Below are 22,535 nucleotides of genomic sequence, written 5' to 3'. Positions count from 1 at the left end.
CGGGGCGGGGCGGCGCCTGGCCGGCTGCGGCGTTGCTCGTCGGTCACAGCCCCAAAACGGGGATGCTCCCTCCTCGCGCCTTGCATCCGGCCAGGCGGCGCTCCCGCCAAAACCGGAAGTTATTTTTGCACAGAGTTAGGTGGCGCGAGGCCCAGGCCGATGCTCTCGAGGAAAAGCTCGGCAGGATGGCTCGCCGTCCCGCCGTCCTTCTGCAATTTCTGTTGTTATTGGGGAAGTGATCCTTAAACTCCCGCTCGCATGTTGACGGCGTTACGATTGATTTTTTCGCCTTTTCGCGCCTGGGAGAAGATTTCGCTCGCGCGCAAACGGGCCGTTTGGATTCTGGGCGTGTATCTGCTCCCGACGCTGGCGGTATCGGTGGCGGCTGAAGGCTATTCCTTGGCTCGATGGGGCGAGAATCGCAGCGGATTGGATTTCATGGTGAAGGTGTCGGGCAGCACGGCCACGCGATATGCGCTGGCTCAATTCCTCCTGCTCTTCGGGAGCATTGTCATTGGGGCGAAATGCCTGCAGTGGGTCGCGCACAGCTTCCAGGTCAGCTCGGATTTCAGTCAATGCTTCAGTCTCATGGCTTACGGCTTCAGCCCGATTCTGCTCGCGCGCTTTCTGGATGCCGCGCCTGGAATGAATACCTGGGCCTGCTGGGCTCTGGGCGCCTTGCTTGCGTCTTCAGTTCTGTATCACGGCGTCGCTCTGGTCTTGCGGCCCGAACAGACCAAAGGCTTCGGCATCTACATGGTGAGCGTCATCATTGTGGTGCTCTCCAGTTTGTTCTCCCATTTCATGGCCTTGACCGTTTTGCACGGGAAAACCTGGTATTGAGTTTCACCAGAGCCCTCTTCACAACCCACGCCGCGTTCTCGAGCGCGGATTGTGCCGTTGCGTAATCGACCCCGGTCAGTTCCTGAACGATCCGCGTGGCGCGATCGCGGAGCTTCACGTTTGCCGGATTCAAATCCACCATCAGATTGCCCTCAACTTTGCCTGACCGCACCATCGACAGCGTCGTCAGAATATTTAGAACCAGCTTCGTCGCCGTGCCCGCTTTGAGCCGCGTGGACCCGGTCAAAATCTCCGGGCCGGTGTTCGGAGCGATAACCAGGTTCGGTTTGTCGGAGCGCGGAATCTTCAAGTTGGGATTGAACGTCAGCAAAACAGTCGTGGCGCGCCGCCGCTTCGCTTCGCGCAACGCCCCCCACACAAACGGGGTCCGCCCACTGGCGGCAATGCCGACGACGACATCCCGATTTCCAATATGGCGAAAGCGAATGGCACGTGCGCCCGCCTCGGCGTCGTCTTCAGCGCCTTCCACGCTGGCCCACAGGGCCGGTTGCCCGCCGGCGATGATGCCCTGCACCTGCTCCGGAGAAGCCCGGAATGTCGGCGGACACTCGCTGGCATCCAGCACGCCGAGCCGCCCGCTCGTCCCGGCTCCAACATAGAACAAGCGTCCGTCCTTCTGCAGAGCGCGGACGATCCAACGGATCGCTCGTTCGATCTTCCGCCGTTCGGCGAAGACTGCTCCCGGAACTTTCGCCTCTTCACGGAGCAACAAGCCCATGGCTTTCGCAAGGGGAAGCCGGCTCAGGTTCTTGGAGCGCGGGTTCCGTTGCTCTGTTGGGGGAAGCGAAGAAAAAACCGGCGAAGAAGAAAACGGAGCCGGTGCTTCTTCGGTTCTGGCTTCGGAGGGGCGCGGCTTGCTCTCCTTCACGCCGATCAAAGCTGGCGTTGCCAGTCTGAACTGAGACCGCGCCAGATGGATCGCGCCCCAGACGCTCTCGCGGGGCAGCGGAATCGCGCGTCCTCTTGGCCAAAGTTTGCGCAGGAGCCGGCGCACCAACCCGGCGAAACGCGGCTGTCTCAAAAGAACGCTTCCCGTAAAGACGAACTCGACCGGCGTGCCGTGCCGAACCAAACGCCTCGCACAGGTCGCCGCATCTTGGGCCAGGCTGTAGGCCGCGCCTTCCAGAATGTCCCGGGCGATCTTGTCGCCGTCCTTCCAGGCGGCGAAAACTTCGATGGCCAGCGCGGCGATATTCTTTTTGTCCGCGTTCTGCGCCCAGCCGATCAATTCTTCCGGTTCATTGAGCTGAGTTGCGCGAAGAATTCTCTGGCCCAGGCGCGGCCAGATTCCATCGCGGTCGAAATAATAGACCACGGCCTTTAACGCCCGCAGGCCGATTTCGTAGCCGCTCCCTTTGTCACCCAGCAAGTGCCCCCAGCCGCCGATTTTCGCGGTTTCGCCGCGGGCGTTTCGGCCGTAACAGCACGAACCCGTTCCACTGAGAACGACCACCCGAGTCCGAGCCTGGCCTTCGGACAAAGATTCGGCCGCGCACAAAGCCGTTTCCAGATCGTGAACCGCCGCGCAGACCGCGTTCGGCCACACGAGGCGGGCCGCGTGCAGAATCCGCCGCGCGTCCTGGGCATGCCGCGTCCCCGCCATGCCGATGCCAATTGCGGCCGGGCGCGCGAACTGAGCCTGCAGAGTCCGCAAATGATCGACAAGCTGGGCGTTCGTCAGAAGTCTGAGATTGGCTGGTCCGGATTCAATTCGTTTCAGCAAATTGCCGGCAGCATCCGTTTGGATGGCCACCGTGCGCGTGCCGCCGGCATCGATGCCCAGAAACAAAGGGCGCAGCGGCGGTGGGGAAACGTTCGTCATCGCGCGCGAGTATCCGGAGGGGCGAAATTCTTTCCAAGGCTTTTTGGGATATTTGGGAAGGCTTGGTTTCTGGCGATCTTTGCGGTAATTGTGATTCTGTGACAACCATCGAGAAAACAATTCTGGATGCGCTGATCGAGCTAGAGAACACGGTGCGAAGCCTGCCGACGGCAAAGCCCAAACCCAGTTTGCTCCCGATCTTCAGCCAGATCGACGAGCTCACGCGCCAGTTGCCGAAGGAGACCGATCCGAGATTGCTGCATTACCTTGGGAAAAAGAGTTACGAGAAAGCACGCCTCTGGCTGGAAGGACGGGATGCGGAGAATCAAGGGGGAAGCTGTTTGAAGGACTAGCCCAGGGGTTGCTTTAGCGCAGTGGCATTGGTTAAGTGATACCCATGATCGTCGCAACTCCAGAAGAACGCCTGGCCGTGGCACGCAAGGGCGCGGCCTTGCTCTACGCCCATGGAGCGCGGAATGTTTGCGTCTTTGGCTCCGTGGCTCGATGGCGCGAGCAGGATGAGCGATCAGACGTCGATCTCGCTGTCGAAGGTTTGCTGGATCATCTTTACCTCCAAACGCTGGGCGAACTCATGTCGATGTTCCCCTGTCCGGTGGATCTGGTCGAAATGGAGAAGGCCTCGCCTTTGCTCCGGGAGAACATCCGTCGATTCTGCATCCTTTTGCCACGTGAAAATTGATCCAGCCTCGGCGAGCGCTCTTAGAGCGGTCATTCTAAGCTTAAAGCACTTCGAACGCGCTGGCAGGTCAAAGGTCCAGACGTCATTGCTGCCCTAAAGTCCTTCGCCGAGACCTTGCCCTCGGATACTGAGAAGTAGCACTTGAGCCTGCTCGACGACACCATCGCGGCCATCTCCACTCCGTTGGGCGAAGGAGGCCTTGCGGTCGTGCGTCTCTCCGGACTCGGCGCATTGAGGATCGCAGACGCGTGCTTCCAGCCGCTCGGCAAATTCTCGCGGCGGCCCTCCGCCGCTGAGACGCACTCGATTCATTACGGGAAAATTGTCCGGCGCAGCGCCATCGTGGACGAGGTGTTGGTCGCGGTCCTTCGCGCTCCAAGGACTTTCACCCGCGAGGACATGGTCGAAATCTCATGCCACGGCGGCCTGCTGCCCGCGAAGTTGGTTCTGGACACGGTCCTGGAAAACGGCGCGAGACTCGCCGAGCCCGGCGAATTTACCAAACGCGCGTTCCTGAACGGACGGCTTGATCTCACCCAGGCCGAGGCCGTCGCGGACTTGATTCATTCCCATACGGAACTCGCTTTGAGGGCAGCGAACGAACAACTCGCCGGCAAGCTCGCCCAACGCATCAACCAACTCCGCGACGAAATGGTCAAGACGCTGGCCCACATCGAGGCGCACATCGACTTCCCGGACGAAGACATCGCGCCGGACACAAAGGATCAGTTGCTGCGGCGATTGGAGCGCGCCGTCGATTTCATGGACACCTTGCTCCGGACTGCGAACGAAGGCCAGATTCTGCGGCGCGGCATTCGCGCGGCCATCGTCGGCCGGCCCAACGTCGGCAAGTCCAGTTTGCTCAATCAACTGCTGGGCCGCGACCGGGCCATCGTTTCTCCGATTGCCGGCACGACGCGCGACACGATCGAAGAAACGACCAACCTCCGCGGCCTGCCCATCGTGTTCATCGACACCGCGGGCCTGCGCCGGGCGGGTGACGTGATCGAGGAAGAAGGCATCCGCCGCAGCCGCGAGACGGTAGCCAAAGCCGAGTTGATCCTGCACGTGTTCGACGTTTCGGAAGCGTTGACGCCCGAAGACGAGTTGTATCTCGCCGAATTTGCCGGCAAGAAACGAATTCTCGTTCGGAACAAGATCGACCTGTCGGATCGGCTCAGTTTGCCCGCGAACTCCAAAACGCCGGTCGCGAGTGTTTGTTGTGTGACTGGACAAGGCCTCGAAGCCTTGAAGGATGCGATCAAGGAGGTCGTCTGGGCCGGTGAGATTCGCGCGGAGATGCTCGAAGTGATGATCAACTCCCGGCATCAGGACGCGCTCCAACGAGCGCGCACCGCCACGCGGCAAGCGATCGAAGCCCTTCGCGGCGATCTTACGCTCGAATTGGTCGCAATGGAGTTGCGCATCGCGACCAACGCCATCGGCGAGATCGTCGGCAAAACCACCACCGAAGATTTGCTCGATTCCATCTTCAGCCAGTTTTGCATTGGGAAATAGAGCAGGGGGGTCAATCCACGGGGCGCGTCTTGGCACTGCCCTCGGAGTGCCGGTCTCCGATCCGGCAGGTGTTTGGTTCTATCCGCAAACGTGCCGGATCGGAGATCGGCGCTCCTCAAAGGCATCGAGCACGGTGGGGCGAGCCTGTCCCCAGCGAGCCGCCTCCAACGTGTTCGCCATACGTCGGCCACGGCTCGCCGGGACGGGCTCGCCCCACCGAAGTCAAACAAAGAATGGCTGCCCTGCGGATGTCGCAGGGCCATCGACAAAGTAGCGCAGAATTGAATTCTGCTGTATCGCGGATTTGCAATCCGCATAGGGTCTCGGCGAGTTGGGCGTGCTTGGATTTCCCGACGCCTTGCCGAATGCAATTCGGCGATACGGCAGATTGAAAATCTGCGCTCCCTTGTCAACAGCCCTGCGGATGTCGCCGGCTTCAGCCTGGCTTCAGCCAATCCGCAATTTGCACCCCGAGTCCGTAAAGGGTGATGACGATGATCGCGGCGCAGGAAATCCACAAGAGCACGTCCAGGCTCCTCGGCGGGGCAAGTTTCGGATCCAGCCGGCGATGCCGGAGATGAAGCGCAGCCAGGGCGACGGCAGGCAGCATGACCGCCTGAGCGGTGCCGCCCACTACCACCATCCAGAGCGGCAGCTTGAAAGCCAGAAACAGCGCGAAATGGAACAGGGGCTGGATGATGACCAGCACCCGAATCCAGCGCTTGCGATCCGTGTAATCCTTCACCTGGATAAAGCCCATGAGGTGCAAGCAATCGACGAACATGCGCGCGTTCCCGGCGACGCTCACGAAAATCGTCGAATACAAAACCGCGAAGGCGCCGACCAGAAACAGGTAGAAAGCCCAGACGCCGAGCACCTCCGTGTACATCCTGGAAAGGGTTTGGACCATTTCCATTCCTTCGGGCAGAACTTTTGCCGAGTGCAATACCGAGGCGCCCAGAATGAAAAAGGCCAGGGTCGTCACGGTGTAAATGAGCATCGCGAAGAGCGCGTCCCAATTCATCGTCCGAATCCAGCCCCTGGCACGCGCGTGCCAGGCGTCCGAACCGTCGCATACCCCCACGGCTCGCGCGTAGCCTTTCTCGATGCACCAGTAGGGATAGAAGATCAGTTCGTTGGTTCCGATTCCCGTAATGCCAAACATCGCCACGGCGATTGCGACGCCTCCGGTTGGCAAGTCGAATTTCAAGCCCGACCACAAGTCCGCGGCGGAGACGGAATATTCGGTGCGCTGAAGAAGCCCCACACAAAGCAGCGTCGCCAGGGTAAGGATCGCGACGAGCCCGGTTGAACCATTTTCGATCAAGCGATATCTCCCGCCGATCAAGAGCAGAATCGTCACGATGGCCGTGAGCAAGGCCCAGGCGGTCACGCTGAGTTGCGGCACGACAAGATGAAGAACCTGCCCCACGCCGCCGAGCATGGCGCCCTGCTGAAAGTTCACCATCATCAGCATCAAGAAGTGGCACCAGATGAACCACGACGCCCGGAGACGAGGGCCAGGGAGGTCATTCATGAATTGCAGCGTCGTCTCGCCGGAAAAAATCGCGTAGCGGCCAATCATGAGCTGGACGGCCACCTTGATCACGCAGCTCACCAAAACCAGCCACAGCGCGACAAAACCCACCTTTGCGCCCAGGCTCGTCGTCGCGATCAATTCGCCCGAACCAACCACGGAGGCCGTCAAAATGAGGCCCGGCCCGAAATAGCGAATCATTCCGCCGAAGCTCTTCGGGGGATCGAGGTGAAAATTGGGATCGCGCCGATAGGGATCCAATTCAAGTGTTGCGTCGGGTTTCAATTCAACATGGGGTTCATCGGACGCTTCGTTTCACCAGCGAACTGTACCAGTAGCTTACTTCCGCGCACTCTCCGGAATCGAACGTTGAAGCAGCCTAAAGGCCACGGTCCGGGAGACGGGTTCATGGGAAGGACCAATTATCTGTCCCTGACCACTTGGCCACTCTTTCAATTCAGCCAGTTCCGTCGGGGAAAGATTGGGAATCGCAACCTTGATCTCTTGAACCGTGGTTATCATCCAGATTTATCGCACATCATCACCAACGGGAGTGTCAATGGTTCGAAGAGGTGCCCGGCTCACGCCTTCTTCAAAAACAAATCCACGTTCTCCTTCGTCACGGTGTAGGTGCCGGTGTTGTAGTTGATCGGAATCGGAACGATGCCCGCGCGTTTGTCGTCGGACGTGAATTTCAGCGGCGAATGGTTGGCCTCGAACAGCGCCCGAACGCCGACATACGTGAACAGCTCGCGCTTCTGTCCGACGGCGGCCGTGATCACGCCTTCCTTGACCAACCGCAAATGCTGGTCTTCCGCATCGACGCACGTGGCAATGATCCGGCCGGCCTTGCCCGCTTCTTTGATCGCCTGGCCAATGCCGGGGCCGCTTTCCGAGTCGAACCCCGCCATGCCCGCCAGGTCCGGTTGCGCTTGAATCACGGCGGCGGCGACGCGCGCGGCTTCCGCTTGATTGCCTTTGTCCTGCTGCGGATCCAGCACGGTCAATCCTGCCCTTTCCGCCACGGAGCGAAAACCCGCGAAAGCCTTCTGATCGATCTCCTGTTCGATTAACCCGAACAGCGCGATCTTGCCCTTCTTCCCCGGAAGCGCCTTGACCATCGCCTCGCCCTGCCGAACGCCCAGGTCAAACCAGTCCGTGCCAATGAAAGCGAGCCGCTTGCTCGCGGGCACGTCGGCATCCACGCACACCACGGGAATGCCGCTTTCCACCGCCTGGTTAATCACGGGCACCAACGCCGAGGGATCCCACCCGACGACCATCATTCCCGAGGGCCGGCGCGCCGTGGTCTGCTCGACCGCCGCAATCAGGCCCGGGATATCGACGCTGCTTGGGCCGGCGATCGTGACCTTGACGCCGAGTTCCTCGCCGGCAAGGCGGAGTGCCGGATGATCGTGCGCCGTGAAGAGAGGGAGATTCGCGTTCGCGGAAAGCCAGACGTACTCTTCGTGCGCATAGGCTTTCCTGGACGCGCTGGAATCTGAAGGCGCTGGCGCAGTTGAAGCCGATTGAGGCTTCTCGCACCCCGCCAAAGCAGCCAGCACGCCGCCGCCCGCAACCAATCCACCGGCTTTGAGGAGATCACGCCGTTTTAGTTTCTGTTCGCCTCGATTCTTATTCATTCGCCTCCATCAGAGCGTGTCTGAAACTGTCTTCTGGGTGGAACAGGCCACCGGCCTTTTGCGGCGGGCTACCAGCCCGCCGGGCCTTTTGGCGGCAGGTTGCCGCCAAACACGGGCTGGTCGCCCGTTCCACCCATTTTTCAGACAGCCTCACAGATTTCTAACCACGGATAGACACGGATTTGAATTCCTTCCTATCCGTGTGAATCCGTGCTCATCCGTGGTTAAATTACAGATGTCTTTGGCTAGTGTTTCAGAGATTTTTCGTCTTCAGGCAATGGCTGGTTGACAGTTTCGGGCGCCCAGATCAAGGCCACAATGCCGAGCAGGTAAGAACTGGAGAGAACAATCGCGGCGAGCCGGAAGCCCGGCATCGGCGTGAGACCGTGCAACAGGCCTGCCAGGGGACCCAAAATGGAAACGCCAAACGCCGTGACGTACCGCCCGACATTGTAACAAAAGCTCGTGCCGGTCGTGCGCAGGCGCGTCGGAAACAGTTCGGGGAAATAAATCGCGTAGCCGCCAAACGGCGCGAGCGTGCAGAAGCCGAGCAGGGGCCACAAATACCAGATTTGCCAGGCGTGTTGGAATGTGGCGAACGTGAAGACGAGACTGCCCCAGGCCAGGAGCAACGCCAACAAAAACGAAAGCCGCCGGCCCAGCCGCGCTGTCACTACGGTGAAACAGCCGATTCCGAAAAAGGCCGCCACCTGCTGGAGAATGCCGCCCCGCATTTTCAAATTGGTCTTCTTGTCCTCCGTGATCGCGTTTTCCAGAATGCCGCCCATTTTGGTCTTTTGTTCATCGCTCAAAAGCTCGGCCAGCACCACATCCAGATCTCGCGTCCGGGCTTGCGGCTCAACTCGCGAAACGAATTCGGCGTACTTGCGTTTCTCCGGATCAGTCAATGCGTTCACGGCAGTCGCGTGCGCCTCAGCGTTGGTTGCGCTGAGAATCGCTTCAATCTTCGGGCGTGTTTGCGCCTCAACCGTAGGGATCGCCGCGTCGATCAACTCCGGCGTGTAAAAGCCGACGCCCCACAGCCCGATTTGGCCCGCCACCGCCAGGCAAAGGCCCACCAGCGTGTTGCGGCGCCATTGGGGATCCGTGAAAAGGTCGCTGATCCGTCCGAGATGCTTCGTGGTTTTCGCCTGGACCGCGGCGGCCTTGGCCGCGACCCAGCGCTCCGGTTCTCTCAATCGCAGGAACACGAACACAGCCAGCAACGCGGGCAGCGCGCCCAGGTAATAGAGCCCGCGCCAGCCCCAGCCGAGTTGATCGCTGGGCACGACGTAACCGAGCGACACCGCGGCGAGAATATTGCCAATCGCCGACAGCGCTTGCAATGAGCCGAGCGCGTGCGGACGCGCGCGGTCCGGCATCGCTTCCGCCAGCAACGCGGCGCCGACGGCGAATTCGCCTCCCACGCCCGCGCCGGTCAGAAAGCGAAACAACGCGAACGTTTCCCAATTCGGAGCAAACCCGCTCAAGCCCGTGAACAAGGCATAGATCAGGATCGTCAAACCCATGCTTTTGGCGCGGCCCCATTTGTCGCCGATGCTGCCGAAGATCAACCCGCCGGTGGCCCAGCCGAGGATGAAAATGGACGTGGCCCAGTTGCCGTATTTCAGTTGAGTCAGGTTATCGGCTTCCGGCATGAGGTCGCGCATGGTGATCGAGCGCGACATCGTGAAGATTTGCTGGTCGAAGCAGTCGAAAAGCCATCCGCACGCCGCGAGGATGAAGACGGACCATTGATAGTAGTTAAGCGTGCGCCACCAGGGGCTCGTATCGGCCGGCGCGGAGGAGTTGGAAGGGGCCATAAATCAGAGCGCAAAGCCTTCCGCACTGGGGTTACAAAATCAGCGCTGGAAAAGGCGCATCTTCCTACACGCAATCCCAAATGAAGCCAAGGCTTATTTCGTGTGAGTGCAGGTTGATCAGGGCCGTAGAGTGAAAGGAATTCACTGTCGTCGAGCCGACATCATCCCAATCACGGTTTCATTCCTCTGGCATCAACACCGGGATGACCTTGTTGCCGTGCCGGCGATAAATCCGGAAATCCGCGTCCAGGGTGAAGATCATGCCGCCTGGATGCAGCTCCGCCAGCCGGACCATGCAGGCATCGGCCAGCGACATTGGGCGGTCCCGGTAGCGGCGCATCAATGCGCGCAAGTCCGCCAGTTGATCTTCGACCTCCAGTCCCACGCGCAACACGCCGCGCTCCAGCAGCACAAACAACGGGTCCGCCTCGCGGCCTTCCCGTTTCAGGAGAAAGGCGGCTTCCGTGAGCACAGGCTCGCACGTCATCAAAGGCGGCGGCAATCGTTTCCACTGCTCGCAGACCCACTCATGATGTTCCAAACCGGCGGCGAGAAACGCCACAAGCGGGCCGGTATCGAGCAACACCGAACCTTTCACCGCCCAAAGCCTTCCAGATACTTCGGGTTCGTGGCCAAGTCGCGGGGCAGTCCCTTCACCGACCCCGCCAAGTCGCGCGCCAGATCATAGCAGGTGGTTTTGCCGCCGCCGGGGCGCGCGGCCAGCGTCTTCTCCAGGCACTCCCGCACTAGCGACGACTTTGTGGTGCGCCGGGCGCGGCATTCCGCTTCCAGCAATTCCAACAGCCGATCCGGTAGTTTGAGCGAAATCGTGTTCATGGCCACGACGGTAATACACCACGTGTTGGCGCGCAATACCGAATTCAATCGGTGACCCGCCGGCGGCGGTGACGCACTTGTGAATCAGCGAGCTTCGCCCACAAGGACGCCGCGAACCGATCGAGTCTTGGACTCAACTCACCGAAGGAGGTTCGCGGCGCCGCGCCATGCCTTCGAGGTGACGGATCACGAGCGCGGTCCAGCCGGTTTGATGATTTGCGCCCAGTCCTTTTCCGGTGTCGCCGTGGAAATATTCGTGGAACAGAAGCAGGTCGCGCCAATGCGGGTCCTCGATGAAACGCGGGTCGTCCCCGTAACAGGGCCGGCGGCCTTGGGCGTCCGGCAAGAAGATTCGCACCAGCCGCGAGGCGATTTCCTCAGCGACTTGCTTCAGGTTCATCATCCGGCCTGAACCGGTCGGGCATTCGACTTTGAGCTGGTCGCCATAGAAATGGTGGTAACGCTCCAGCGCTTCGACCAGGAGGTAATTGACCGGAAACCAGATCGGCCCGCGCCAATTGGAGTTGCCGCCGAACAGCCAGGTGTTCGATTCGCCCGGCACGTAATCGACCCGGTGTTCCTCGCCGCCGAACTCAAAGATGTACGGCTTTTGTTGGTGCACCTTCGAAACGGAGCGGATGCCGTAGGGCGACAGAAATTCGTTTTCATCCAGCAAATACCGGAGCACGCGTTCGAGGCGCTCCCGCGAAGGGATGGCCAGCAGGCGGTGCTTGTGCCCGTGCTCCGCGTAAGAGATGTGTCGGGAAAGATCCTGCCGATTCTTCATGAACCAATTGAAGCGTTTGTTGAAGCCCGGCAAGCTCTCGATCAAGTCTTTCTCCAAAACTTCCACCGCGATCAATGGCAGCAAGCCCACCATCGAGCGCGTCTTGAGCGAGACGGCGTTGTGATCGAACTGAATCTGGTCGTAGTAAAAGCCGTCTTCCTCATCCCAAAGGCCCGTGCCGCCCAGCGTGTTCATGGCGTCCGCAATCTGGACGAAGTGCTCGAAGAATTTCGAGGCCATGTCTTCGAACGCGACGCGGACTTCCTTGCCGTCGCGGGCGAGTTCCAGGGCGATGCTGAGCATGGTCGAGCAATAAAACGCCATCCACGCCGTGCCATCCGCTTGCTGCAAACTTCCGCCGGTGGGCAGCGGTTTGGAGCGGTCGAAGATGCCAATGTTGTCCAGGCCGAGAAAACCGCCGGAGAACAGATTCTTGCCCTGGGCGTCTTTCCGATTCACCCACCAGGTGAAATTGATGAGCAGCTTCTGAAAGACGCTCTCGAGAAATTGCCGGTCGCGCGGGCCGCCGCGAGCCGCGATCTTGTACACGCGCCACGCGGCCCAGGCGTGGACGGGCGGGTTGACGTCGCTGAAGGCAAACTCATACGCGGGAATCTGGCCGTTGGGATGCATGTACCATTCGCGCAACATGAGGCTCAACTGGTCTTTGGCGAATTTCCCGTCCAGCTTCGCAAACGGTATCATATGGAACGCCAGATCCCACGCCGCAAACCACGGATATTCCCATTTGTCGGGAACGGACAAAATGTCGTTGCTGTAGAGGTGTGGCCATTCCTGGTTGCGCCCGGTTTTGCGGGCTTCCGGCGGCGGAGGCATCCCCGGATCGCCCGTGAGCCAATCTTCCACCACGAGATGATAAAACTGCTTGCTCCAGAGCAACCCGGCGTAGCCTTGCCGGACGACGTTCAATTCCGCCTTCGTCAGTGGCGGCGGACAAATCGAATCATAGAACTCATCGGCTTCTCGAATGCGGGCGGTGAAAACTCGATTGAAATCTTTCTCGAACGATTTGCCCGGAGTTTCGTCCGGCGCGGATAAACGCAAGCGCAGCACCTGCGACCGCCCGGCGGGGATTTTCAGAACGTAGTGGGGCGCGACCTTGGTGCCGAGGCCGGCTGGATTGACAGCTTCCGCCCGGCCATGCACGACGAATTCGTGGAACGCGTCTTTGACGTACGGACTGGCATTGGGAACGCCGTAGAGCCGTTGAAAGTTCGTTTCGTTCTCCGTGAAGAGCACTTCCGGAAGCTGGCCGTCCGCTCCGGGACCGAAGGCCAGGAAGAGTTGTCCCAGAGATGCATGGGCGGCGACCAACAAATTGTCTTTCTCGCGGGAAATGGAAGGACGCCTTGCGCCTCCTTTGTGAGCTCGGCCCCAGGACCACGTATTCCGAAACCACAGCGTTGGCAGCACATGGATCGTCGCCGGCTCCGGGCCGCGATTGGACACGGTGATGCGGATAAAAATGTCGTTCGGGGAATTCTTGGCGTATTCGGCGACGACGTCGAAATAAGCGCTGCCGTCGAACACCCCCGTGTCCATCAATTCGTATTCCGGATCGGTCTTGCCCAGGCGCTGGTTCTCCTCCAGCAAACGCGCGTAGGGGAACTCCGCTTGCGGATACTTGTAAAGGCCGTTCAGGTAAGAATGGGTCGGAGTCGAATCCAGATAGAAGTAAAGCTCTTTGACGTCTTCGCCGTGATTACCCTCGGGGCCGGTGAAGCCGAAAATGCGTTCCTTGAGGATCGGGTCGCGGCCATTCCAGAGCGCCAGCGCAAAACAGAGCCGGCATTCGCGGTCGGTAATTCCAAGCAAGCCATCCTCCCCCCAACGGTAGGCGCGGCTGCGGGCGTGATCGTGGGGAAAATAATCCCAGCAGCCGCCGAATTCCGAGTAATCCTCGCGGACCGTGGCCCACTGGCGTTCCGAAAGGTAGGGCCCCCAGCGTTTCCAATTCTTGCGGCGGGCAGTGTCTTCAGCCAGACGTTTGGCTTCGGCGGTGGGATTGCTCATGACTCAAGGGGTGAAGGCAGAAAACTGGAGCTTGTGTCTCGAATCGAAATCGTCGCGCTCTGGAAAGACGACTCGATTACTTCGAACGCTGAACATGGTCGTGGCATGGATACTAAATCGAATTCCGTTCGGGGCAATCAGAAATTCTCCCTTTGGCGACAGACGGGAGCGCGCAGCCTGCATGTAGTCCCGGCTTTAGCCGGTTTTGTGCGCTGGCCGGCTAAAGCCGGCTAGAGCCGGGACTACGTGCAGGCCAAAATGAGACTGCCTCGAACATTTTTGCGCGCATTGCGCCCATGAACCCGGTAGGGCGAGTCCGTCCCGGCGAGCCGCTCGACGTGCGTGGAACACGTCCGACTCGGCTCGCTGGGGACAGGCTCGCCCTACCGTCTGGTTCATGGGCAGCACTGCGGAAAATAAATCGAAATAAAATTCTTTGCGCGCTGGCGGCTTTGCGCGAGAAAAGTCCCATGCAAGTCCGGTTTCTGCTCGGCCCCGCCGGGAGCGGCAAGACGTTCCGCTGCCTCGCGGAAATCCGGGACGCTTTGCTCGCCTCGCCGGACGGCCCGCCGCTGATCTTCCTCGCCCCGAAACAAGCGACCTTCCAGCTCGAACGGCAGCTCCTGGCCGATCCTTCGCTGGCTGGATACACGCGGCTGCGCATCCTGTCCTTCGAGCGGCTGGCGGAATTCGTTTTCAGTCATCTGAATCAGCCGGTGCCCGAATTGCTGGCCGAGGAAGGCCGCGTCATGGTCCTGCGCGCGCTGCTTACTCGGAAGAAGGGCGAATTGCGTTTGTTTCGCGCCAGCGCGCGGCTGCCCGGATTCGCCCAGCAACTCAGCCGGCTCTTGCGCGAGCTTCAGCAGCATCAACTCACGCCCGCGAAGCTGAACTCGATCACGGCCCGGATCGAGCCGTCCAGCAAGCTCGCCGCGAAGCTGCACGACCTCGCGCTGATGCTGCACGCTTACCTGGATTGGTTGAGGGACCACGACTTGGAAGACGCAGACCAGTTGCTGGACCTGGCGGCAGCACTGCTCAAATCGCAAATCGCAAATCGCAAATCGCAAATGCTGGAAGGCTTCTGGCTCGATGGGTTCGCTCAAATGACGCCGCAAGAGCTGGACTTGCTGGCGGCGCTCGCCCCGCATTGCCGGCGGGCCACTCTTGCGTTTTGTCTCGAAACGGAGCCTCAAGGCGCCGGCACATGGCTTTCCATGTGGTCGTTGATCGGCCAAACGTTTCAACGTTGCCGCGAGCGCTTGCAGACGGTTGTTCCCCAAAGCGCGGTGGCCGTCGAAGTATTGCCTCGCGATGAAAGCAAAAGCCGCTTCAGTGGGAATCCTGTCGTCCAACATTTAGAGCGGCACTGGGCGCAGCCAAGGTCGTTCCAAGGATCCGAGAGCGCCGGCATCCCTGCTGGCCCATCCCGGCCTGTTGTTCTCGCCGGCAAGGATGCCGGCGCTCCTGGGTCTCACGGCCAGGGGTTCATCGTTGATTCAACAGCCACTGAACAAACGGGCAGGCTGGAAGCCTGCCCTACTTTGGCGGCTTGCGCGAATCCGGAAGGCGAGGCGGTTTTCGCGGCGCGGGAAATTCTTCGATACGTGCGCGACGGAGGCGGACGGTTTCGCGACTGCGCGGTGTTGCTCCGGTCGTTCGAGGGGTATGCCCATGTTCTGCGTCGGATTTTCAGCCGCTATGAGATTCCCTTTTTCCTGGATCGCCGCGAGTCCGTGGCCCATCACCCGCTGGCGGAGCTGACGCGGTATGCGTTGCGAACCGTTGCCTTCGGCTGGCAACACGACGATTGGTTTGGGGCGTTGAAAACAGGATTGGCCGGAGCGGACGAAGCGGAGATCGATCGCCTGGAGAATGAAGCGCTCGCACGTGGCTGGCGGGGACATGACTGGTGGCAGGAAATCCATATCGCGGGCGAAGAGGAACTGAGTGCGTGGCTGGAGCGTGTCCGTCAGAAAATCGCGCCCCCTTTCCATCGATTGTCTCAAGCCCTTCTTCTTCCTCTCCCCCCAAGGCACGAGTGGAAAGAGGATCAAGGCGCGGGGACGACCCATGAAGATGACTCTCCTTCCCATGAACCGTCTGTTCGGACCGTGGCCTTTAGGCCGCTTCAAGGCTCGACTCCGGAGAGTGCGCGGAAGCAGCCTGAGTGCTGCGGTCCGCACGGTTTTCGGTTCATGGGCGGTGAGCATGGTCCTGAGAGCAAGGAAGCTATCCACGAACCTGATTCAACCACCGATTACGCGGAGAGGAGCGCCTCTCCATCCGCGGAATCCGCGAAATCCGTGGTCAAGGAACTTGTTCAGGAGGTGAATGCGATCCAATCAACCTTCTCATTTTTGGATTCAACTGTGCCCGATGGTCGCGAACCCACCTCTTCACCCCTCCGAGGAGGGAAACTTGAAGCTGGTGCGGACGATACTCCCGTCCTAAGAACGAGCGGTGGGTTGACCGACACATCGGCGTCGCAAGGGAAGAGCGGACCAACCGGCGCCGAACTCGCCGGTGCGCTCCGCGAGTTTTGGAGCGAACTGAAAGCCGGGACAACATTGGAACGATGGACCGCCGAGAATGCGGGGCGATCGCCAGTCGCCCATCATCAAGCCCCCATTCACGAGACGGTTTGGGTGCAAATGAATGAATGGTTGCGCAACCTGGAACGAGCGTTTCAGGATGAACCGTTGCCCCTCAACGAGTGGTTGCCCGTGGTGGAAGCCGGACTGAGCAATCTCAGCGTCGGCGCCATTCCGCCCGCCCTGGATCAAGTGGTGATCGGAACGGTGGATCGCTCTCGCAATCCGGACCTCCGCTTTGCGGCTGTGCTCGGGATGAACGAAGGCGTTTTCCCGGCGCCCCCTCCTCCGCCGGCTTTGCTCAGCGAATCGGATCGCGCCACCCTGGCGTCGTTTGGGGCAGCGCTGGGACCAGACCGCTACGAACAAATCAGTGTCGAGCGGTTTTATGCCTACATCGCTTGCACGCGGGCGCGAGGAAAATTGGTCCTGACTTACGCGAAGCAAGACGCGGACAACGCCAGCCTTGTTCCGTCCGCGTTTGTGGATCACCTGAAGAAACTCTTCCCCGGCCTGCAGCCAGTAATCCCTCAGTTAAGCTGGGGCGAGCGTGCTCGCGAGCCAGTTCCGATCGATGAACGGCTCGGCGGGAGCCTCGCCTCACCGGGACTAACTGAGGGATTACCGCCGCCGGAAGAACTCTCCGGAACATTCGCATGGAATGAGGTCGTGCACGCCGGCGAAGTCGTGGCGCCGATGTTGAAACTCCAGGCGGGCTCGCCAGAGGCCGCGAGCGCGGCGTCCTGGCTGGAGCGATTTCCTTTTCTCCGGGAGGTTCTGGCGAAGTGGCGGAACACCACCGCAGCGCTCGCGCTTTCCCATCTTTCACCGGGCCTTGCGGAACGGATGTACGGCGCCGAACTCCGGACGAGCGTGAGCGCGCTGGAAGATTTTGCCGCGTGTCCGTTCAAGTATTTTGCCGCGCGCGGGCTGCGCGCCGAAGAGCGCAGTGAATTCGAAGCGGACCATCGCGAGAAGGGCAGCTTTCAACACGATGTGCTGCGGGAATTCCATGCGCGTGTGCAGGCCGAGGGCAAACGCTGGCGGGACCTCGCGCCGGATGAAGCGCGCGAATTCATTCGCCGGATTGGAAAGGAACTGCTGCCGAGGTATCGCGAGGGACTTTTTCTGGCCAGCCCGTCGCGGCGCTTCACCGGTGAGGTTTTGGTCGAGAGCCTGGGGAAACTCGCCGGCCTGCTCGTCGCCTGGGCGCAACAGTATCAATTCGACCCGCAGGCTGCGGAGGTGAGTTTCGGTTTGAAAGAGGGCCCCCTCCCCGCCTGGCGCATCAATCTGGACGGCGGGCACGCCTTGCTGCTTCGCGGCCGCATCGACCGCGTGGACCTGTGCCGGATTCCGGAAACGGACGAAACACTCGGCGTGGTGATCGATTACAAATCGAGCGCGCGCGAATTGGATGCGACGCTCCTCCACCACGGTCTGGAGTTGCAACTGCTCGCGTATCTGGGCGCCCTGGCGGAATTGGACGAGGCCGGCGCGGAATTCAAAGCCGCCGCGCACGTGCGGCCGGCCGGAGCTTTCTACGTCGCGTTGCGAGCTTCTGGCAGTTCGGCGCCGACGCGCGATGAGGAGCAGGGGCAGCGCGAGCGCGTGCGCCGGGAAGGTTACCAGCATCGCGGCCGGTTCGATGCCGCATTCCTGCACCGATTTGACCAGAGCGGACAAACCAGCGGCGATCAGTTCAAGTACGCGAAGAAGAAAGACGGGGCCTTGCGCAAACGGAGGAATGACGCGCTTCCAACCGAAGAATTTCAGGCGCTCGTTGCGCGGATCAAAGAATTCTTGAGGCGGCACGGCCAGGCGATTTATGCGGGACGAGTGGAAGTCGCTCCGTATCGGTGGAGGAACGAGACGGCGTGTGATTTTTGCGCGTATCGGTCCGTCTGCCGCTTTGATGCCTGGACGCAATCCTTCCGTGTTTTGCGGCCTCCGCCCAGACCGGACCGCAACAATTCAGCGAAACCCTGACCATGCAATCCAGCGCCGTCCTTCTCCCTCCCCATGAACCGTTCCTCCGGACCGTGGCCTTTAGGCCGCCTCCACGCCGAACTCCAAATTGCGCGCGGAAGCGGCCTAAAGGCTGCGGTCCGCTCGGTCATCAGTTCGTCTATTCATGATCCCGCTCACCGAATCCCAGCGCCAAGCCGTCGCCGCCCGCGGCAACGTGATCGTCGTGGCCGGCGCGGGCACGGGGAAGACGAGCACTCTGGTCGAACGTTGCCTGGCGTTGCTTGAGGAAGGAACCTCGCTGGAAAACATCTTGATGGTGACCTTCACAGACGCCGCAGCCGCGGAAATGCGCAGCCGCATTCGGGAAGCGCTGAGAGCCAAGGCGAGCCTGCTCCAGGCAGACGATGCCAACGGCGGGCAAGGAGGCGTGCAGGGTCCATCACGCTTCCTTCCCCCTCACCCTGGCCCTCTCCCCCTCGGAGGGGGAGAGGGTGTCCGGAGGACGGGAGAGGGGGACGTTCGTGGAGAGGGAAATTACCTTTCCGCGCAAGATGAACTCGAGAGCGCTCGACTGACGGACCGGCTGGACAAGATTCTCCCTGTCCCCGGGGGAGAGGGCCGGGGTGAGGGGGAAGGAAGCGTTCGATCACCAGCCGGGTCAGGTGCTGGAAAAGATTGGTCAGCGACACAGCGCCTCCGGGAGCATTTCGAGAAGCAACTGGCGCTCCTGGACGTCGCGCACATTTCGACGCTGCACAGTGTTTGTCTGCAATTGGCGCGCGAGCATTTCTATGAGTTGGGGATCGATCCGGAGGTCACCGTTCTGGACGAGACCCAATCGCGGCCTTTGATTCGCCAGGCTCTGGACGCCATTTTCGAGCGCCACTACGCAAGTGAAACCGAGGCCGCCAAAGCCGTGCAGTCGCTCGTGCGCGTGCACGGGCGCGGCTCGGACGATGGAATTCGAGCGCTCGTGTTGAGACTGCACCGTTACACCCAGTCCCTTCCCCATCCCGAACGCTGGCTCGCGGACCAGCGCGCTCTGTTTCGCGCACCGGAACCTGCCCAATGGCAAACCTGGTTTTTGGAGGGATTTGTGAATTGGGCCAATCTCTGGCGACCCGCGCTCGAATCCTTCACTTCGACGCCAGCCGTGAAGCTCTGCCGGCAGGCGTTGATCCCTGTGCCTCCGGACGCTTCGCTGACCGAAATCGCGATGACCATTCGCGCCCTCCGCGCTGCGGACGCGGACCCGGACAACTGGCCCAGCGGTTCCAAGACCGCTGTGCGCAGCCGGCTCAAAGGCTTCTTCGCGGACATCGAATTTCTGGAGTCGCTCCTGCCGTCGGCGGAAAAGGACCCGCTGCGGGAGGATTGGGAATTCGTCCGGCAGCCGATGCTGACCTTGCTCGCATTGACGCAGGAGTTCACCGCCGAGTTCAGCCGGGCCAAGCGCGCGCTGGGCGGGGTCGATTTTGCGGATCTGGAGCAATTCGCTTTACGGTTGCTGCGCGACTCGCGGACCGGCGAACTGACCCTTATTGCCCGCGATTGGCGCGAACGGCTCCATTACCTTTTCGTCGATGAATACCAGGACATCAACGGGGTGCAGGACGCGATTCTGACGGCGCTCAGCCGCGACGGCGAGCGAGGCAATCGATTTCTCGTGGGCGACGTGAAACAAAGCATCTATCGGTTCCGGCTCGCGAATCCTTCCATCTTCCGCGCTTACGAAGCGCAATGGCGCGACCGGACGGCTCAGGCTTGCCGGATTTCGCTCGCGGACAATTTCCGCAGCCGGGGCCCGATTCTCGATTTCGTCAACGCGCTGTTCGGATCGCTCATGCGTCCGGAGATCGGAGGCGTGAACTATGAAGCGCTGAATCCGGGCCGGATCGAGGAAATGGCTTCTTCGCTGCCTTCGGTCGTTGCGTCGCCGGCTTCGAGCGCCTCCTTACCCCTCACCCCGGCCTTTTCCCTCGGGGAGAGGGAGCATCCAGGTGTGGAGTTTCACTTGATCGCGAAAGACGATGACGAAAACGAAGATATCGACGCCGGTGACGAAGACGTCAGCGTCCGCGAGGACCTGGCCGATCTGCAGGCCACGGAGCGCGAGGCGCGATTGGTCGCGCTTCGTTTGCTTGAGTTGCAACGCCAGGGGCATCGAATCTGGGACCCGTCTGAAAAGAAGTTTCGCCAGGTTCAATGGAGTGACATGGCCGTTCTTCTGCGCTCACCGGCGGGAAAGGTTGAGGCCTTTGCCATGGAGTTCAACCGGGTCGGCGTGCCGCTCCAGGTCGCGCGCGCCAGTTTTTTTCAGTGCCTGGAAGTGAGCGACCTTCATTGTTTGCTCAAAGTGATCGACAATCCGCTCCAGGATATTCCGCTGCTGGCCGTGCTGCGCTCGCCGTTCGTCGGGTTGTCACTGGAGGAACTGGGAGAAATCCGCGCCCACAACCGCGAGCCGAGCTTTTGGCTCACGCTCAGACGGTTTCATCGGGAAGGAACGCACAGAAGTTCAAGTTCTCCTCCTGGGAGGGGTGAAGGGGTGGGTTCATGGGGAGGAATTGAAGAAACGGCGGCGTCCGCCTGGGAAAAGACCGATTCGTTTCTGCGCCAATTCGAGAACTGGCGCGAGTTGATCCGCCACACGTCGCTCTCGAACTGTTTGGAAGCGGCACTGGCCGAGACCCATTACGAGGCACTGCTGCTGGTGGAAGCGCGCGGCGAACAGCGCGAGGCCAACGTGCGCCGCTTCGTCGATCTGGCGCGCCAGTACGATCCCTATCAACGGCAGGGTTTGTTCCGCTTTCTTCGCTTCGTCGCGGAGCAGGAAGATTCGGAGTCCGACTTTGAACCCGCCTCGGCGCTGACCGAAAACGCCGTGCGACTTTCGAGCATTCACAAGAGCAAGGGACTGGAGTTTCCGGTGGTTGTGGTCGCCGGCTTGGGCTGGCGCTTCAATTTTCGCGACCTGAACAAAGACATCTTGCTCGATCCGGATTACGGTCTGTGCCCCAAGGTTACGCCGCCGGAAGGCGAACAGCGGTATCCGAGTTTACCCTGCTGGCTGGCCCGGCAACGGCAGCGGCGCGAACTTTTGGGCGAAGAAATGCGGCTGCTGTACGTCGCCACGACGCGCGCGCGCGACACCTTGATTCTCACGGCCACGGCCCCGCGCAAAACGGATTTGGAATGGTTCGCAGAGGTTTCCCGGCTGTCGGCAACCTGTTACCTGGATTGGATCCAGGCGTGGCTTCAGCATGCGACGCGGACGCCGAACGATCGCGATCAACCTGACCGATCGCTGCGCTGGATGGTCTATTCCGAAACCGACTCGCGGTTCTCACTCCCGCCGGTTGTAGGGCAGGCTTCCAGCCTGCCAGTTCGCGAGGCATCCTGCCTCGCGAAGGACCAATCCAGAATGCCCGGTCAACCGGCGTGCCCTGACGATTCTGTTCTGCGGCAGCTCAGCGGGCGATTGGCCTGGCAATATCCGTTTTGGGCCGCGTCCGAAGAGCGAGCCAAAACGAGCGTCACTCAATTACAGCGCCGCGGAGAAGACGACGAAAGTGAATCTCAGGCTGCGCCGTTTATTCGCCGCAATGCCTTTGGCATCCCGGCGAAACAAGGCCGTTCATTGAGCGCAGCCGACATCGGCGCAGCTCATCACCTGTTTTTGCAGCACCTCGATTTGCGGATCGAACCCACGCTGGAATTTCTGCGCCGCGAAGCGGACCGGCTTGCGGAGTCGCGCAGGCTGAGCGCCGAACAACGGCAGGTGCTCGACCTGGAAAGCGTGGCCGCGTTTTGGAATTCGGACGTGGGGCGCAAAATCCGGGCTGCGGACGCGTCCGCTTTGCGGCGCGAACTGCCCTTCACGGCACGGTTTTCTCCCGGAGTTCTGCAGGCAGTGGGCCTTCCCGTATCCAGCGAGCTGGGAGAAGACGAATGGGTCATTGTGCAGGGCGTCGTGGATTTGGCGGCGATTCTTCCCGGAGAGCTCTGGCTGATCGATTTCAAGACCGACGACCTGCGGCCCGCCGACGTCGCTGCGAAGGTGGAACAGCACCGGCCCCAGGTGCAGCTTTATGCGCACGCGCTGGCGCAAATCTACCGGCGCCCCGTCTCAGAACGTTGGCTGCACTTCTTGAAATTGCGGAAGACGATTTCCGTTGAAGCGGCAAAAGACCTTAACAGGAGGTAACAGAGCTAAGGTTGGCACTTGGATTCGGCTGACATTGTCGTCGAATCTCCAACGGCGAAACTCACCCTTAGTTATAACCTCTTTCCACGGGGGAATGATTCCCATGATGACAAACACTATCGCGCCAAATTTGATAACCTTCTGCCGGTCTGAATTGATAAGGGGGGCACCGACTCGGCTGACTGGCTTGCGGTTTGT

13 protein-coding genes are annotated in these 22,535 nt (G+C 60.6%); 6 read left to right on the top strand and 7 right to left on the bottom strand.

What is annotated here, in order from left to right:
- Window positions 1-258 precede the first annotated feature (258 nt).
- Entirely contained in the window at window positions 259-843 is a 585-nt protein-coding gene (locus FJ398_12755; GenBank protein ID MBM3838810.1) for a YIP1 family protein, read from the top strand.
- On the opposite strand, the gene murQ is transcribed toward FJ398_12755, so the two are convergent.
- Window positions 803-2,791, bottom strand: coding sequence for an N-acetylmuramic acid 6-phosphate etherase (murQ, locus tag FJ398_12750; protein MBM3838809.1), 1,989 nt, complete (start codon window positions 2,789-2,791; stop codon window positions 803-805). The genes FJ398_12755 and murQ overlap by 41 nt on opposite strands.
- On the opposite strand from murQ, the gene FJ398_12745 reads away from it, so the two are divergent.
- From FJ398_12745 to mnmE, 3 genes are all read left to right on the top strand, one after another.
- Entirely contained in the window at window positions 2,785-3,039 is a 255-nt protein-coding gene (locus tag FJ398_12745; protein ID MBM3838808.1) for a hypothetical protein, read from the top strand. The genes murQ and FJ398_12745 overlap by 7 nt on opposite strands.
- 44 nt (window positions 3,040-3,083) lie before the next feature.
- Window positions 3,084-3,386, top strand: coding sequence for a nucleotidyltransferase (locus FJ398_12740; protein MBM3838807.1), 303 nt, complete (start codon window positions 3,084-3,086; stop codon window positions 3,384-3,386).
- Window positions 3,387-3,527: 141 nt separating this feature from the next.
- The gene (gene mnmE / locus FJ398_12735) at window positions 3,528-4,904 is read left to right on the top strand and encodes a tRNA uridine-5-carboxymethylaminomethyl(34) synthesis GTPase MnmE (GenBank protein MBM3838806.1); all 1,377 of its coding nucleotides are present in this window, start codon (window positions 3,528-3,530) and stop codon (window positions 4,902-4,904) included.
- A 436-nt stretch (window positions 4,905-5,340) separates the two neighbouring features.
- On the opposite strand, the gene FJ398_12730 is transcribed toward mnmE, so the two are convergent.
- The 6 genes from FJ398_12730 to FJ398_12705 form a co-directional block, all read right to left on the bottom strand.
- Window positions 5,341-6,726, bottom strand: a complete 1,386-nt coding sequence (locus FJ398_12730; GenBank protein MBM3838805.1) for a divalent metal cation transporter — start codon at window positions 6,724-6,726, stop codon at window positions 5,341-5,343.
- A gap of 296 nt (window positions 6,727-7,022) precedes the next feature.
- Complete coding sequence (locus FJ398_12725; GenBank protein ID MBM3838804.1) at window positions 7,023-8,084, bottom strand: sugar ABC transporter substrate-binding protein; 1,062 nt, start codon at window positions 8,082-8,084, stop codon at window positions 7,023-7,025.
- Between the two features lie 245 nt (window positions 8,085-8,329).
- Window positions 8,330-9,907: an MFS transporter gene (locus FJ398_12720; protein ID MBM3838803.1), complete on the bottom strand. Its 1,578-nt coding sequence runs from the start codon at window positions 9,905-9,907 to the stop codon at window positions 8,330-8,332.
- A gap of 178 nt (window positions 9,908-10,085) precedes the next feature.
- Window positions 10,086-10,505: a type II toxin-antitoxin system VapC family toxin gene (locus tag FJ398_12715; GenBank protein ID MBM3838802.1), complete on the bottom strand. Its 420-nt coding sequence runs from the start codon at window positions 10,503-10,505 to the stop codon at window positions 10,086-10,088.
- A complete protein-coding gene (locus FJ398_12710; protein ID MBM3838801.1) occupies window positions 10,502-10,744 on the bottom strand; it encodes a ribbon-helix-helix protein, CopG family in 243 nt (80 codons plus the stop codon). The genes FJ398_12715 and FJ398_12710 overlap by 4 nt, the downstream gene beginning before the upstream one ends.
- Window positions 10,745-10,877: 133 nt before the next feature.
- Window positions 10,878-13,565 carry a glucosidase gene (locus tag FJ398_12705; GenBank protein MBM3838800.1) on the bottom strand — a complete coding sequence of 896 codons (2,688 nt, stop codon included), beginning with the start codon at window positions 13,563-13,565 and terminating at the stop codon, window positions 10,878-10,880.
- Window positions 13,566-13,861: 296 nt separating this feature from the next.
- On the opposite strand from FJ398_12705, the gene FJ398_12700 reads away from it, so the two are divergent.
- Window positions 13,862-18,148 carry a hypothetical protein gene (locus tag FJ398_12700; GenBank protein ID MBM3838799.1) on the top strand — a complete coding sequence of 1,429 codons (4,287 nt, stop codon included), beginning with the start codon at window positions 13,862-13,864 and terminating at the stop codon, window positions 18,146-18,148.
- A 145-nt stretch (window positions 18,149-18,293) separates the two neighbouring features.
- Window positions 18,294-22,337 (top strand): hypothetical protein, encoded by a 4,044-nt coding sequence (locus tag FJ398_12695; protein MBM3838798.1) that lies wholly within the window; start codon window positions 18,294-18,296, stop codon window positions 22,335-22,337.
- The last annotated feature ends 198 nt before the right edge of the window (window positions 22,338-22,535 follow it).

It is taken from the genome of Verrucomicrobiota bacterium (assembly GCA_016871535.1).
Classification (GTDB): domain Bacteria; phylum Verrucomicrobiota; class Verrucomicrobiia; order Limisphaerales; family SIBE01; genus VHCZ01.
Note: the sequence above shows the minus strand (reverse complement) of the source record. Positions and strands in the feature narration are given on the sequence as shown.